This window comes from Micromonospora sp. CA-111912, from assembly GCF_050948415.1.
Taxonomy (GTDB): domain Bacteria; phylum Actinomycetota; class Actinomycetes; order Mycobacteriales; family Micromonosporaceae; genus Micromonospora.
In genome coordinates this window covers 3,612,105-3,626,193 of record NZ_CP192007.1, presented here as the reverse complement: position 1 = coordinate 3,626,193, position 14,089 = coordinate 3,612,105, and the positions used below count along the sequence as shown (strand labels likewise).

Genomic DNA, 14,089 nt, shown 5'->3' with positions numbered 1-14,089 from the left:
GTCAGGGCGGGCTGCCGCCGCGCTTGTCCTCCTGGGCCAGCACCGCCTCCCGCACCTGCGGGTCCTCGCGCTCGGCCAGCTCCGCGGCGAGCCGCGGGTCGCCGGCCAGCCGCCCCCGGTTGCGGTGCAGAAAGGCGTCGAACCCCCCGGTGTACGGGCAGGCCAGGTCGCCGAGCACGGCGTCCGGCCGGTACCGGCAGCCGCCGCAGTAGTCGCTGAGCTCGTCGATGTACCGGCCGTCGACCGCGTACGGGCGGGTGTCCACCCGGCCCAGGTCGGCGTACCGGCTCATGCCGACCACCGTCGCGTTCATCACCCAGTCGGCGCCGTCGACGAAGCACCCCTTGAACCAGTCCGCCAGCTCCGTCGGCCGCCAGCCGCGCTGCAACGCGTAGTTGCTGAGCACCAGCAGCCGCTGCGAGTGGTGCGCCCAGGCCCCGTCCCGCACCCCGGCCAGCACGTCGGCCAGGCAGCGGGCCTCGACCGCGTCGGCGTCCAGGTCGGCGAACCAGCCGGGCAGCGGCTCGGTCGCGGCCAGCCAGTTGCCGCCCCGGAACGCGGGCTCGAAGTACCAGTAGAGCTGCCAGAGGAACTCCCGCCAGCCGAGCAGCCCTCGGATGAACGGCTCCACCGCCGACAGCGACGCGGTCCCGTCGCGCCACGCGCCCTCGGCCGCCCGGATCGCCTCCGCCGGGTCGAGCAGCCCCAGGTTGAACGACGACGACAGCACGCTGTGCGCCAGCATCGGGTCGCCGACGCTCATCACCTTCTGGTAGCGGCCGTGGTCGGGCAGCCGGTGCCGGACGAAGTGCCGCAGCCGGGCGTCGGCCTCGGCGTACGTGGCGGGGTAGCGGCGCGGCCCGTCCCGGCCGACGAACCGCGTGCCCTCCTTCTCCCACCGGTCCAGATCGTCGCGTACCTCCGCGTCGATCTCGTCCTCCACGATCGGCGGGGGAGCGGGGGCGACCGTGCCGCCGGAGCGCCGGGGCCGGCGCGGCACCCGCCCCGGCGGGCCGTCCAGCACGCGGTGCTCACTGCGGGCCCAGCGGTAGAACTCGGCCATCCGCAACGGCCCCCGCCGGTACGCGTCCGCCCAGGCGGCGAAGTCGTCGCGGCTGATGAGGAAGCCCCGAGGTGGCAGGATCGTCAGCCCCGGCACGGAGCGGGCGAAGGCCAACCCCGCCCGCGACGGCGGGTGGCACACCTCGACGGGCCCGTCGACCCGGGCCAGGGCCTCCCGGAACGTCCCGGCCCGCACCAGCAGCGCCCGGTCGCCCAGCTCTGCGGCCCGGTGGCGCAACGCGGACAGGATCAGGTGGGCCTTCTGCCGGTGCAGGGGACGCCGCCGGAACAGCTCCCGGGCCTCCACGAGCAGCACCGGCTGCACCCCGTCGTCGAGGAAGTGCGGCCCGAGTTGATCGGCGAGCAGCCATCGGCGCGAAGACATGCGTCGATTCTGCCCAGTGCGGCGGGGCGTCGCCCGCCGTCCCGGCGTGTCCCGGGAGTGGCGCACGCCACACAGCATCCCTTCCTCGCCAGGCGGCGACCGGGCCGTGGCGGCGCGACCCGCGCCGGCTGCCGGCGATGGTGCCGCCCAGGGCCCACCCGCGGGCCCTGGCGCCCCGGGGCCCCAGCCCGCGACGTGGCCCGGGCCACGTCCGGGCGGGCCGCGTTCCGGCCCGGAGGGCGCGCGCCGCACCATAGATACATGACGCATCCCACCCCTGCGGCGCGCGCCGTCGCCCCCTCCGCCGCGGAGCGGGCGTACCGGCACCTGAAGCGGTCGATCCTCGAACAGATCTACCCCGGCGGGCTGCTGATCAGCGAGGGGGAGATCGCCGAGGCGGTCGGGATGTCCCGCACCCCGGTCCGGGAGGCCCTGCTGCGGTTGGAGGCCGAAGGGCTGGTCACCCTCTACCCGAAGCGCGGCGCGCTGATCCGGCCCGTGTCCGCTCGGGAGATCGTCGACGTGATCGAGGCGCGCCGGCTGGTGGAGCTGCATGCCGCCGAGCGGGTCTGGCCCCGCCGCGCCCCGCTGCGGGCCGACCTGACCCGCTGGCTGGACCGGATGCGCGAGGCCCACGCCGCCGGCGACGTCACCGCGCTGATGTCCGCCGACCGGGCCTTCCACGCCACCGTGGTCGAGGCCGCCGGCAACGAGATCCTCGCCGAGCTGTACCACCGGCTGCGCGACCGCCAGCTACGCATGGGCGAGGCCAGCTTCCGGCTCTCGCCCGGCTGGGCCGAGGTGGCGATCACCGAGCACGCCGCCCAGCTCGCCGCCCTCGACGGCGACGATCCGCAGGACTGGCTGGACAGCGTCGCCGCGCACATCGACAACGCCGCGACAGTGCTGCGGACCCTGCGGTGAGCATCGCCGCCACCACCGTACCGACACCGACCGCCGCGCCCCGCCGCTCCGCCGCGCTGGTCTGGGCGGTGGCCCTCAGCGCGTACGTGGCGGCGGTGTTCCACCGCAGCTCCCTCGGCGTCACCGGGGTCGACGCCGCGCACCGCTTCGACATCAGCGCCTCCGCCCTGGCCATCTTCACCGTCGCCCAGCTCGCCGTGTACGCCGCCATGCAGGTGCCGGTGGGGGTGCTGCTCGACCGGTTCGGCTCCCGCCGGCTGCTGATCGCCGGCGGGGCGCTGATGGTCGCCGGCCAGCTCTGCTTCGCGGTGGCCACCGACGTCGGGCTCGCCGTCGCCGCCCGGGTGTTGGTCGGCCTCGGCGACGCGATGACCTTCATCAGCGTGCTGCGCATCGTCGCGTTCTGGTTCCCCGGCCGACGCAACCCGATGATGGTGCAGCTCACCTGCACCTTCGGCCAGTTCGGCGCGGTCCTCGGCGCCGTGCCGCTGGTCGCCCTGCTGCACCGCGCCGGCTGGACCCCGGCGTTCCTCGCCGCCGCCGCGCTCGGCGCGACCGTGCTCACCATGGTCGTCGCGGCCGTCCGGGACAGCCCGCACCGCGAGCACACGGCGGCACCCACCCCCGACCTGGCCACCGTACGCCGGGAACTGGCCGCCGCCTGGGCCCAGCCCGGCACCCGGCTGGGGTTGTGGACGCACTTCGTCACCCAGTTCTCCGGCTCGGTGTTCGCGCTGCTGTGGGGGTACCCGTTCCTCGTGCAGGGGCAGGGGATGTCGCCCACCACCGCAGCCTCCCTGCTCACCCTGATGACCCTCGCCGGCCTGCTGGCCGGGCCGCTGATCGCCCATCTGTGTGCCCGGCACCCGTTCCGCCGCTCGGTGCTGGTGTTCACCGTCACCGCGGCCACCGCCGCGATCTGGGCGGTGGTGCTGGCCTGGCCCGGCCGCGCCCCGGGCTGGCTGCTGGTCGCCCTGGTCGTGGTGCTGGCCGCCAACGGCCCCGGCTCGGCCATCGGCTTCGACTACGCCCGTACCTTCAACCCGGCCAGCAGGCTCGGCAGTGCCACCGGCATCGTGAACGTGGGCGGCTTCGCCGCCTCGATCGCCCTGGTGCTGGTCATCGGGGTCGTGCTGGACCTGGCCACCCCCGCAGGCCGCGCCGCACCGGACCTGACCGCCTTCCGGTGGGCCTTCGCCGTGCAGTACGTCCTGTGGGCGCTCGGCGCGGTCCAGGTGCTGCGCTACCGCAACGCCGCCCGCCGCCACCTCGCCGACCTTGCCCGCAACGTCGCCCCGGTCACGCAGCCCGCGCCGGCCCATCGACCCGCGTAATCACCCTGCGGCCTCGGCCGTGGTAAGCGTCGGGTGTTGCTGGGCTCGGCACGGTGATCGGCGGTAGTTTCGCCGGGAGCGTGATCGACGTGGCGTACCCACCCGGTGGCGCTCTCCGCCGTCGTCCCGCCACCGTGGGCCGCCGGCATCGACAGCGGTGGAGCAGGAGGAGAACGTGAGCCAGGAAGTCCGGGGAGTCATTTCACGGCGCAAGGGCGCGCCGGTCGAGGTCACCACGATCGTGGTGCCCGACCCGGGGCCCGGCGAGGCGGTGGTCCGCGTCCAGGCCTGCGGGGTCTGCCACACCGACCTGCACTACCGCGAGGGCGGGATCAACGACGAGTACCCGTTCCTGCTCGGGCACGAGGCGGCCGGCATCGTCGAACAGGTGGGTGAGGGCGTCACCGGCGTCGCGCCGGGCGACTTCGTGGTGCTCAACTGGCGGGCCGTCTGCGGGGTCTGCCGCGCCTGCCTGCGGGGCCGGCCGTGGTACTGCTTCGCCACCCACAACGCGGCCCGGAAGATGACCCTCACCGACGGCACCGAGCTGTCCCCGGCCCTGGGCATCGGGGCCTTCGCCGAGAAGACCCTCGTCCACGCCGGACAGTGCACCAAGGTCAACCCGGCGGCCCGGCCCGCCGTCGTCGGCCTGCTCGGCTGCGGGGTGATGGCCGGCCTCGGCGCGGCGATGAACACCGGCGGGGTCACCCGCGGCGACTCCGTGGCCGTCATCGGCTGCGGCGGGGTCGGTGACGCAGCCGTCGCCGGTGCGGCGCTGGCCGGGGCGACGACGATCATCGCCGTGGACACCGACTCCCGCAAGCTCGACTGGGCCCGGAAGTTCGGCGCCACCCACACGGTCAACGCCTCGGAGGACGACCCGGTCGAGGCGATCCGCGCCGCCACCGGCGGCTTCGGCGCCGACGTCGTCATCGACGCCGTCGGCCGGCCGGAGACCTGGAAGCAGGCGTTCCACGCCCGCGACCTCGCCGGGACGGTCGTGCTGGTCGGCGTGCCGACTCCCGAGATGACCGTCGACGTGCCGCTGCTGGACGTCTTCGGCCGCGGCGGCGCGCTCAAGTCGAGCTGGTACGGCGACTGCCTGCCCAGCCGCGACTTCCCCATGCTCACCGAGCTCTACCTGCAGGGCCGGCTCGACCTGGACGCGTTCGTCACCGAGGAGATCGCCCTGGACCAGGTCGAGGAGGCGTTCACCCGGATGCACCACGGCGACGTGCTGCGCTCGGTGGTGGTCTTCCCGTGACCGTCCGCGTCGACCACACCGTCACCTCCGGAACGTTCTCCCTCGACGGGCAGACCTTCGACGTCGACAACAACGTCTGGGTGGTCGGTGACGACAGCGAGTGCCTCGTCGTCGACGCCCCGCACGACGTCGACGCGATCCTGCGCGCCGTCGGCCAGCGCCGGGTGGTGGCGATCGTGGCCACCCATGCCCACGACGACCACGTCCGGGTGGCCCCGGAGCTGTCCCGGGCCACCGGCGCGCCGGTGCTGCTGCACCCCGACGACCGGGTGCTGTGGGACCTGGTGCACCCCGAGGCGGCCCCCGACGGGGAGCTGCGCGACGGGGCCACGATCAAGGTGGCCGGCACCGGCCTGCGGGTGCTGCACACCCCCGGCCACAGCCCCGGCGCGTGCAGCCTGTACGCCCCGCAGCTCGGTGTGGTCTTCACCGGTGACACCCTCTTCGCCGGCGGACCGGGTGCCACCGGCCGCTCGTACAGCGACTTCGGCACCATCGTCGAGTCGATCCGTACCCGGCTGCTCACCCTGCCGCCGGAGACGGTCGTGCACACCGGCCACGGCGACAGCACCACCGTCGGCACCGAGGCCCCGCACCTCGAGGAGTGGATCGCCCGGGGTCACTGACCATCCGCCCGCCACCCGCCCCGGCCGGAACGCCGGCCGGGGCGGTCCGGTTCGGGGTGCCGCGCGCCCGGTGACCGCCCGTGTCCGCGTTGACCGATTCTGGGCGTGACCGGGGTCGCAGCCCGGGTCGCTGCCCCGCATATCCGGAATGACGGACACGTGGGGCTGGTTGTGTCCCCCGTACCGTCCGCCGGTAAACCCCTACGGCGGAGCGGTCCCCCGAGGGGCGCTCAACCCGGAGCGCGTCGCAACGATCGAAAGGGCAACCATCGTGAAGGTTGACTTCACTCGATGGCTCCCGGCCATCGCGAAGACCACCGACCGGATCCCGACCATCGCGAAGACCCCGAACCGCAGGATCGTCCTGAGCGTCGCCGGCGTCGCCGTCCTCGGCGGCCTGGCGTTCGGCCCCATGGCCGTCGCCGCACCGGTCACCAGCGGCCCGCACGCCGGTGCGGTGGCCGCGATCGACCTGGCGACCGGCAAGAACCGCGAGGGCGCCACCGTCGAATCCGCGCTGACGACCGGCGAGAGCATCAGCAGCACCACCCCGGCCGAGAAGCCGGACCGGGACGAACTCATCCCGCACGGCCTCGAGGGCGCCCAGTCGCGCATTCCGCTCGACGACGCGCAGCTCGAGAACGCCGAGGCGATCATCAAGGCAGCCAAGGAAACCGGTGTCGGCGAGCGGGGCGCGGTGATCGGTGTGGCCACTTCGCTGCAGGAGTCGAAGCTGTACAACCTGGGCCACCTGGGGGCGTACAACGACCACGACTCGCAGGGCCTGTTCCAGCAGCGCCCGTCGTCGGGTTGGGGCTCGCCCGACGAGATCACCGACCCCGAGTACGCCTCCGAGGCGTTCTTCGACGCCCTCAAGAACGTGGGCGGTTGGAACGAGCTGCCGCTGACCGCCGCCGCGCAGACGGTGCAGGTGTCGGCGTACCCGTACGCGTACGCGCAGTGGGAGGAGCAGGCTGCGGACGTCGTCCAGCAGCTCTGGTGACGCAATCCTGACCCGGCCCGGCCCCGGCCGGCCCCTGCACGGGGCCGGCCGGGGCCTTGCCGTGTCGATCGCCTGTGCCGGGGCTAGATCGGGAAGCGGCCTCGGCGGACGTGCCAGTGGCGGCCGGCCTTCAGGTGGTCGACGATCGCGCGCTGGAGCACGGTGCGGCGCGGCAGCTGGTCGAGCGGCGTGCTCAGGGTGCGGAACACGAACCGCAGCACCTCGACGTCGGCGTTCAGCCCTGCCGGCTCCTCGTAGGGCTCCAGCTCGAACCTTCGCTGGAACCGGACGATGTTGGAGTCCCCAGGCAGGTACCCCAGCAGCTGCGGGTCGAGCAGCCACGAGCCGCAGGAGAACGCCGTGTAGCGCTCGTCGGGAAAGTGGTGCGGGAAGAACGCGCGGGCCTCGTCGAGCGATGCCGCGATCGCCTCCGGGGTCATCGGCCCGGACTCGGGGATGTGCAGGTCGATGGCGGTGCCGCCGCGCTGGTGCTGCAACCGGCCCAGCTCGTAGATGCCGCCGCGCGCGTGCAGCGTCAGCCAGTTCTGCATGACCGGCCAGCCCTCGCGGTGCATCCGCCGGTCGATCGCGAGGTTACGGCCCAGGTCCGCGAGGGTCGCCCACGACACGGCATCGGCGATGCCGTGTTCGCGGTGGTACGCCGTGACGACGTCGACCAGGGCCAGGTACGCGTACACGTAGAGATGTCGCCAGGCGGGGCCCCGCTCGCGCGGCAGCGCCGGACCGGGCGACAGCCAGCCGTGACCCCCGAGATCGGCGCGGACCAGGGCGATCGAGCGGTCGAGCAGCCAGCGCAGCTCCGGAGTCCACAGCGCAGACCCGGGGTCGGGCCAGCCCGCCATGATCTCGGCGGCGTCGTCCGGCCGGACCGCGAGCCGGTCGAGGATCGCGGGCGCGTCGGCCCTGGCGGGCAGCGGAGCCGACGGCCGGTCGCCGGCGAGCCGGTGCACGCGGTCGACGTCCTCGACGGGTACCCCGAGCCGGGCGGCGGTGTCGTCCAGATCCACGCGGACGACCCTACCGGCCGGTCGGAGTCTTCCACGGCCCGTACCGCCCGGGCAGATCCCGCCACGGCGACCTGGGGCTCGGCGTCAGAGCGATGCCAGATGACGGCGATGCGAACACGAACAAGGTCTCCTTGTCGGGTTCACTGGACCGATGGACGAGTCGATCTGGAATTCGGTGCAGGCATCGCGGGGCTGGTTGGACGCCGCCAACGGCACGGGGGACGCGGAGCTGACCTGCCGGATCCTCAAGCTGGCCGAGGAGGCCGGAGAAGTTGCCGGGGCGTGGATCGGGGCGCTGGGCCAGAACCCGCGCAAGGGGGTGACGCACAGCCGCGAGGACGTCGCGGCCGAACTGGCCGACGTGGCGTTCACCGCCCTGGTGGCCATCGAAAGCCTTGGCCTCGACCCGCGGTCTCTGCTGCACGCCTGCGCCGCCAAGGTCCGCGCCCGCACGGGTGCCGGGTGACCGCCTCCGGGTGCGGCGCGCGGCGGCGTCGACCCGAGCACCCAGCGAGCGGTCAGCAAGTGAGGTGGATTACCCCGGACGGCTGGAACAGCCCGTGGGGTGGGTAGGTTGTAGCAAGTGTCGGTGTGCTCAGTGTCCCCGGGCCTCACCTGAATTGCCTTCGCGGAATACCGTTCGGCTGGAGCCGCGTCGTGCCACGCGCCGAGAGGCGACCTGCACACCGACACCGAACCGCCCCCGGCCCACCAGCCGGGGGCGGTTTCGTGTGCCAGACCCGTACGGGGTGGGCCCTGCTCGCGGAAAGCCGGACGGCCACGCCCGGTCCGCTTCCCGGTCGACACGGCGGGCGGGCCGTCCTCGCCCCGGTCGAACCGCCCGGACCGGTGACCCGCGGGCTCCGCACGGCGGAAAAGATCCGGGCCGGGGACCCGCCCCGGGCCGGCCTGGCCTATGTTCAGGAGGTCAGGGTCCGTCGTACGGGGGAGGGGGTGCTTCGGAATGGGTCTGCGGACCTTCATCCAGAGCTGGCCGGTCTACCGGCAGCTCACCGGCACCGACCCGCTCGGCCGGGGCGCGGCGGCCCAGTCGGCCCGGTCGGCGGCGCTGACCGCACGCACCGAGACCGCCGACAGGGTGGCCCGCTCGGTCTGCCCGTACTGCGCGGTCGGCTGTGGCCAGCGGGTCTTCGTCACCGACGGGCGGGTAACCCAGATCGAGGGGGACCCGGACAGCCCGATCTCCCGCGGCCGGCTCTGCCCGAAGGGCTCGGCCAGCAAGGCGTTGGTCACCAGCCCGCTGCGGCAGACCACGGTCCGTTACCGCCGGCCGTACGCGACCGAGTGGGAGGACCTGGACCTCGAGACGGCCGTCGACATGATCTCCGACCGGATCCTCGCCGCCCGCGAGGAGACCTGGGAGGACGTCGACGACGCCGGTCGGCCGCTGAACCGCACGCTGGGCATCTCCAGCCTGGGCGGGGCGACGCTGGACAACGAGGAGAACTACCTCATCAAGAAGCTGTTCACGGCGATGGGGGCGCTCCAGATCGAGAACCAGGCCCGCATTTGACACTCCGCCACCGTCCCCGGTCTGGGGGCCAGCTTCGGTCGCGGCGGCGCGACGGACTTCCAGCAGGACCTGGTCAACGCTGACGTCATCGTCATCCAGGGTTCCAACATGGCGGAGGCCCACCCGGTGGGCTTCCAGTGGGTGATGGAGGCCAAGAAGCGCGGCGCCAAGGTCTTCCACGTCGACCCCCGGTTCACCCGGACCAGCGCGGTCGCCGACACGTACCTGCCGATCCGGGCGGGCACCGACATCGCGCTGCTCGGCGGCGTGGTGCGGTACATCCTGGAGAACGAACTGGACTTCCGGGAGTACGTGCTGGCGTACACCAACGCCGCGACGATCGTCAGCGAGCAGTTCGTCGACACCGAGGACCTGGACGGCCTCTTCTCCGGCTACAACACCGAGACCAACTCGTACGACCAGGCGAGCTGGCAGTACGAGGGCCAGGAGCGCAGCTCCGGGGGCGAGGGCACCGGGAAGGAACGGGACAGCGCGGCCGGCCTGGAGCACGAGTCGCATGGCGCGTCCGTGCGGGGGCGGACCCGGCGGGACGAGACGTTGCGGCACCCACGCTGCGTCTACCAGATCCTGCGGCGGCACTTCTCCCGGTACACCCCGGAGATGGTGGAGCGGGTCTGCGGGATACCGCAGGAGAGGTTCCTCGAGCTGGCCCGCGCCTGGACGGAGAACTCCGGCCGGGAGCGCACCGGCGCGCTGGTCTACTCGGTGGGCTGGACGCAGCACAGCGTCGGCGTGCAGTACATCCGCACCGGCGCGATCATCCAGACCCTGCTCGGCAACATGGGCCGGCCGGGTGGCGGCATCCTGGCGCTGCGCGGGCACGCCAGCATCCAGGGCTCGACCGACATCCCGACCCTGTTCAACCTGCTGCCCGGCTACCTGCCGATGCCGCACCACGCCGACCACGAAACCTTCGACGACTGGGCGGGCAGCATGCGTCAGCCCGGCCAGAAGGGCTTCTGGGGCAACTCCCGGGCGTTCGCGGCGAGCCTGCTCAAGGCGTACTGGGGCGACGCCGCGACGCCGGACAACGACTTCTGCTACGGGTACCTGCCCCGGATGACCGGCGACCACGGCACGTACCAGCAGGTGCTCAACATGATCGACGGCAAGATCAAGGGATACTTCCTGCTCGGCCAGAACCCGGCCGTCGGCTCCGCGCACGGTAAGGCCCAGCGGCTCGGCATGGCCAACCTCGACTGGCTGGTCGTGCGGGACCTGTTCCTGATCGAGAGCGCCACTTTCTGGAAGAACAGCCCCGAGGTGGCCACCGGCGAGATCGTGCCGCAGGAGTGCCGCACGGAGGTGTTCTTCCTGCCCGCGGCGTCGCACGTGGAGAAGGAGGGCACCTTCACCCAGACCCAGCGGCTGCTCCAGTGGCGGGAGAAGGCCGTCGACGCGCCCGGCGACGCCCGCTCCGAACTGTGGTTCTTCTACCACCTGGGCCGAAAGCTGCGGGAGAAGTTGGCCGGCTCCCCCCACCGGCGCGACCGGGCGCTGCTCGACCTGGCCTGGGACTACCCGACCCATGGTGAACTGGCCGAGCCCAGCGCCGAGGCGGTGCTGCGCGAGATCAACGGCTACGACACGGCCTCCGGCCGGCTGCTGTCCGCGTTCACCGAGGCGCGCGACGACGGCTCCACCGCGATCGGCTGCTGGATCTACACCGGCGTGTACGCCGACGGCGTCAACCAGGCAGCCCGGCGCAAGTCCCGGCACGAGCAGGACTGGGTGGCCGCCGAGTGGGGCTGGGCGTGGCCGGCGAACCGCCGCACCCTGTACAACCGCGCCTCCGCCGACCCGCAGGGCCGGCCGTGGAGCGAACGCAAGCGTTACGTCTGGTGGGACCCGGAGAAGGCGGAGTGGACCGGCTACGACGTGCCGGACTTCGAGAAGAACAAGCCGCCGACGTACCGTCCGCCGGAGGGCACCGCCGGGCCGGACGGGATCGCCGGCGACGACCCGTTCATCATGCAGAGCGACGGCAAGGCCTGGTTGTACGCGCCTCGCGGGGTGCTCGACGGCCCGCTGCCGACGCACTACGAGCCGGCCGAGTCCCCGATGCGCAACCCGATGTACGGCCAGCAGGCCAACCCGGCCCGCAAGGTCTACGAGCACCCGGTGAACCCGATGAACCCGAGCCCGCCGGAGGCGCACAGCAACGTCTTCCCGTACGTGTTCACGGTCAGCCGGCTCACCGAACACCACACGGCCGGCGGGATGAGCCGCACCGTGCGGCCCCTGGCGGAGTTGCAGCCCGAGATGTTCGTGGAGGTGTCCCCGGAGTTGGCCGCCGAGGTCGGGCTGGCCCACCTGGGCTGGGCGCACCTGGTCAGCGGCCGGGCGGTGATCGAGGCGAAGGTGCTGGTCACCGACCGGCTCACCCCCCTGCGGGTGGACGGGCGGATCATCCACCAGGTCTGGCTGCCGTACCACTTCGGCACCGAGGGGCTGGTCACCGGCGACTCGGCCAACGACCTGTTCGGCATCACCCTGGACCCGAACGTGCTGATCCAGGAGAGCAAGGTCGGCACCTGCGACGTGCGGCCCGGCCGGCGGCCCACCGGGCCGGTCCTGCTCGACCTGGTCGCCGACTACCGGCGGCGGGCCGGGATGACCGTGGACCGGAAAACCCCGCTGGTCACCACCGACGCGGTGGGCGACGACGACGCGGCCGGCAGCACGGATGAGCGCCCGCCGGAGGCGTCGGCGGGCGAGAAGAGGGGCGAGGATGCCTGACGCCAACAGCCTCTACGGGCCGCTGGACCCGGCCCCGGACGCCGGCTGGACCGACGCCCGCCCCCGGATGGGCTTCTTCACCGACACCAGCGTCTGCATCGGCTGCAAGGCGTGCGAGGTGGCCTGCAAGGAGTGGAACGACGTGCCGGGTTCCGGGCTGGACCTGCTCGGCATGTCGTACGACAACACCGGCGCGCTGACCGCGAACTCGTGGCGGCACGTGGCGTTCGTCGAGCAGCCCCGCCCGGCCGGGCACCGCACCCCGCCGTTCGCCGGCTATCCCACCACCGGGTCGGTCAGCGCCGCGTCGGCGGCGGTGGCCGCCGGGACGGCCGACGACACCGGCACGGAACCCGGGCTCCCGCCGGGCGATCCGGTCGCCGCCGCCGCGATGGCCGCCGGCCCCGAGTTCCTCGGCATGCCCGGCGCCCAGCCGCCCGGCCGGGCCACCGGCGCGGCCGAGCGCACCGACTTCCGCTGGCTGATGATGTCGGACGTGTGCAAGCACTGCACCCACGCCGCCTGCCTGGACGTCTGCCCCACCGGTTCGCTGTTCCGCACCGAGTTCGGCACGGTCGTGGTGCAGGAGGACATCTGCAACGGCTGCGGCTACTGCATCTCCGCCTGCCCGTACGGGGTGATCGACCAGCGCAGGGACGACGGCCGGGCGTGGAAGTGCACGCTGTGCTACGACCGGCTCGGCGCTGGCAACACCCCGGCGTGCGCGCAGGCCTGCCCCACCGAGTCCATCCAGTACGGCCCGCTGGACGAGCTGCGGGAGCGGGCCGCCGCGCGGGTCGCCACCCTGCACGAGCGGGGAGTGCCGGAGGCCCAGCTCTACGGCCACGACCCCAATGACGGCGTCGGTGGCGACGGCGCGTTCTTCCTGCTCCTCGATGCTCCCGAGGTGTACGGGTTGCCCCCGGATCCGGTGGTCACCACCCGGGACCTGCCCCAAATGTGGAAGCGCGCCGGGCTGGCCGCCCTGACCATGGCGGCGGTTGCCGTCGCCGCGTTCGTCGGAGGTTCCTCGTGAGCCCGCAAGACCCCCGGGTGGGCGACCGGTTCCGCCGCTTCCTGGGTCGCCTCGACGCCACCGGCCGGCCCGGCGGGGTGCCCACCGACCGCACCCCCGACCAGCCCCGCTCGACTGCCTCCGGACAGCGGCGTCGGCGCGGCGGCGGGGAACAGCTCAACGTCCCACCGGCCGAGTTCACCTCCTACTACGGCCGGCCGGTGCTCAAGCCGCCGGTGTGGAAGTGGGACATCGCGGCGTACCTGTTCACCGGCGGGCTGGCCGCGGGCTCGTCGCTGCTGGCCGCCGGCGGCCAGCTCACCGGCCGGCCGGCGCTGCGCCGCGCCGGCCGGCTCACCTCGCTGGCCGCGGTGAGCGCCAGCGCCTACTTCCTCGTCAACGACCTGGGCCGGCCGGACCGGTTCCACCACATGCTGCGGGTGGCGAAGCTGACCTCCCCGATGTCGGTGGGCACCTGGATCCTCACGGTGTTCGGTCCCGCAGCCGGGGTCGCCGCCGTCGCCGAGGCCGCGCCGTGGCTGCCCGAGCGGGGCGTGCTCGGGCTGGGCCGCAGGCTGCTGCCCCCGGTCGGGCAGGCCGCCGGGCTGGTCGCCGCCGCGACCGCGCCGGCCCTGGCCACGTACACCGGGGTGCTGCTGGCCGGCACGGCCGTGCCGTCGTGGCACGAGGCGTACCCGGAACTGCCGATGATTTTCGCGGGCAGCGCCCTGGCCAGCGGCGCCGGCGTGGGCCTGCTGGCCGCGCCCGGCGATCAGGCCGGCCCGGCCCGGCGGATGGCGGTGGCCGGCGCGGCCCTGGAGCTGTGGGGCTCGCACCGGGTGGAGCACCGGCTCGGCCTGCTCAGCGAGCCCTACCGCACCGGCACTTCCGGGCGGCTGTTGCGCGCCGGCCGGGCGTTGACCGCCGCCGGGGTGGCCGGGGCGCTCGTCGGCCGGCGCAGCCGGGTGCTGTCCGGGCTTTCCGGCGTCGCGCTGCTCGCCGCGTCGGTGGCCACCCGGTTCGGGATCTTCCATGGTGGCGTCGCCTCCGCCCGCGACCCGAAGTACACGGTCGTCCCGCAGCGCGAACGGCTCCGCCGTCGCGAGGCGGAGCGCCCCGCCGTCGAGGGCTGAGGCCCCTCCCGGCGGACGCTG

11 protein-coding genes are annotated in these 14,089 nt (G+C 73.5%); 9 read left to right on the top strand and 2 right to left on the bottom strand.

The features are described 5' to 3' along the window. Position 1: 1 nt before the first annotated feature. Positions 2 to 1,447 carry a cryptochrome/photolyase family protein gene (locus tag ACQPZO_RS14975; RefSeq protein WP_433341487.1) on the bottom strand — a complete coding sequence of 482 codons (1,446 nt, stop codon included), beginning with the start codon at positions 1,445 to 1,447 and terminating at the stop codon, positions 2 to 4. Positions 1,448 to 1,708: 261 nt separating this feature from the next. Here ACQPZO_RS14975 and ACQPZO_RS14970 point away from each other — a divergent pair, with 261 nt between their 5' ends. The 5 genes from ACQPZO_RS14970 (at position 1,709) to ACQPZO_RS14950 (ending at position 6,598) form a co-directional block, all read left to right on the top strand. Further along, positions 1,709 to 2,371, top strand: coding sequence for a GntR family transcriptional regulator (locus tag ACQPZO_RS14970; protein WP_433341485.1), 663 nt, complete (start codon positions 1,709 to 1,711; stop codon positions 2,369 to 2,371). Next, the gene (locus ACQPZO_RS14965; RefSeq protein WP_433341483.1) at positions 2,368 to 3,705 is read left to right on the top strand and encodes an MFS transporter; all 1,338 of its coding nucleotides are present in this window, start codon (positions 2,368 to 2,370) and stop codon (positions 3,703 to 3,705) included. The genes ACQPZO_RS14970 and ACQPZO_RS14965 overlap by 4 nt, the downstream gene beginning before the upstream one ends. Positions 3,706 to 3,880: 175 nt before the next feature. Next, on the top strand, positions 3,881 to 4,969 hold the full coding sequence (locus tag ACQPZO_RS14960) for an S-(hydroxymethyl)mycothiol dehydrogenase (RefSeq protein WP_433341481.1): 1,089 nt from the start codon (positions 3,881 to 3,883) through the stop codon (positions 4,967 to 4,969). Beyond that, a complete protein-coding gene (locus tag ACQPZO_RS14955) occupies positions 4,966 to 5,595 on the top strand; it encodes an MBL fold metallo-hydrolase (RefSeq protein ID WP_433341480.1) in 630 nt (209 codons plus the stop codon). Before ACQPZO_RS14960 ends, ACQPZO_RS14955 begins: the two co-directional genes overlap by 4 nt. Positions 5,596 to 5,866: 271 nt before the next feature. Then, on the top strand, positions 5,867 to 6,598 hold the full coding sequence (locus ACQPZO_RS14950; RefSeq protein WP_433341478.1) for a hypothetical protein: 732 nt from the start codon (positions 5,867 to 5,869) through the stop codon (positions 6,596 to 6,598). Positions 6,599 to 6,681: 83 nt separating this feature from the next. Here the strand turns inward: ACQPZO_RS14950 and ACQPZO_RS14945 are convergent, their stop codons facing one another. Continuing rightward, entirely contained in the window at positions 6,682 to 7,626 is a 945-nt protein-coding gene (locus ACQPZO_RS14945; RefSeq protein ID WP_433341476.1) for an acyltransferase domain-containing protein, read from the bottom strand. A gap of 151 nt (positions 7,627 to 7,777) precedes the next feature. Here ACQPZO_RS14945 and ACQPZO_RS14940 point away from each other — a divergent pair, with 151 nt between their 5' ends. The 4 genes from ACQPZO_RS14940 to nrfD all read left to right on the top strand — a co-directional run bounded on the left by ACQPZO_RS14940 (position 7,778) and on the right by nrfD (position 14,068). Continuing rightward, positions 7,778 to 8,092, top strand: coding sequence for a MazG-like family protein (locus tag ACQPZO_RS14940; protein ID WP_433341475.1), 315 nt, complete (start codon positions 7,778 to 7,780; stop codon positions 8,090 to 8,092). A gap of 498 nt (positions 8,093 to 8,590) precedes the next feature. Beyond that, positions 8,591 to 11,920, top strand: coding sequence for a formate dehydrogenase (gene fdh / locus ACQPZO_RS14935; RefSeq protein ID WP_433350696.1), 3,330 nt, complete (start codon positions 8,591 to 8,593; stop codon positions 11,918 to 11,920). Continuing rightward, positions 11,913 to 12,956, top strand: a complete 1,044-nt coding sequence (locus ACQPZO_RS14930) for a 4Fe-4S dicluster domain-containing protein (protein WP_433350694.1) — start codon at positions 11,913 to 11,915, stop codon at positions 12,954 to 12,956. Before fdh ends, ACQPZO_RS14930 begins: the two co-directional genes overlap by 8 nt. Beyond that, on the top strand, positions 12,953 to 14,068 hold the full coding sequence (gene nrfD, locus ACQPZO_RS14925; protein WP_433350692.1) for an NrfD/PsrC family molybdoenzyme membrane anchor subunit: 1,116 nt from the start codon (positions 12,953 to 12,955) through the stop codon (positions 14,066 to 14,068). Before ACQPZO_RS14930 ends, nrfD begins: the two co-directional genes overlap by 4 nt. Positions 14,069 to 14,089 lie beyond the last annotated feature (21 nt).

Coding starts and splice junctions, on each gene's coding strand:
- ACQPZO_RS14970 (WP_433341485.1), top strand. CDS start 1,709: ATGACGCATCCCACCCCTGCGGCGCGCGCCGTCGCCCCCTCCGCCGCG.
- ACQPZO_RS14975 (WP_433341487.1), bottom strand. CDS start 1,447: ATGTCTTCGCGCCGATGGCTGCTCGCCGATCAACTCGGGCCGCACTTC.
- ACQPZO_RS14940 (WP_433341475.1), top strand. CDS start 7,778: ATGGACGAGTCGATCTGGAATTCGGTGCAGGCATCGCGGGGCTGGTTG.
- ACQPZO_RS14930 (WP_433350694.1), top strand. CDS start 11,913: ATGCCTGACGCCAACAGCCTCTACGGGCCGCTGGACCCGGCCCCGGAC.